General features: G+C 47.3%; 1 rRNA gene. It reads right to left on the reverse strand.

What is annotated here, in order from left to right:
* A 23S ribosomal RNA gene (locus UF75_RS29570) occupies positions 1 to 429 on the reverse strand; the annotation flags it as partial.
* Positions 430 to 463 lie beyond the last annotated feature (34 nt).

Below are 463 nucleotides of genomic sequence, written 5' to 3' on the forward strand. Positions count from 1 at the left end.
AAGGAATCATTCTTAATAGAGGGTCCTACAACCCCATACTCGAGATTCGAAATACGATGTTCGAGATTCGAACTAAGCTATTCTTAGGGGTCTTTATGACCCTATAGAATGACTTTACTCGTACCTCGAATTTCGAACCTCGAATCTCGAGTACGGTTTGGGCTCTTCCCGTTTCGCTCGCCGCTACTCAGGGAATCGATTATTCTTTCTCTTCCTCCGGGTACTTAGATGTTTCAGTTCCCCGGGTTGCCTTCGTTAACCTATGTATTCAGTTAACGATAACCAGATATGACTCCGGTTGGGTTGCCCCATTCGGGTATCCACGGATCAAAGCCTGCTTACGACTCCCCGTGGCATTTCGCTGTTAACCGCGCCCTTCATCGACTCTTAGCGCCTAGGCATCCACCGTACGCCCTTAGTAGCTTGACCTAATTCTTGCTACTCTAGGTTTATTCGAAACTTG

The organism is Desulfosporosinus sp. I2 (assembly GCF_000960765.1).
Classification (GTDB): Bacteria; Bacillota; Desulfitobacteriia; order Desulfitobacteriales; family Desulfitobacteriaceae; genus Desulfosporosinus.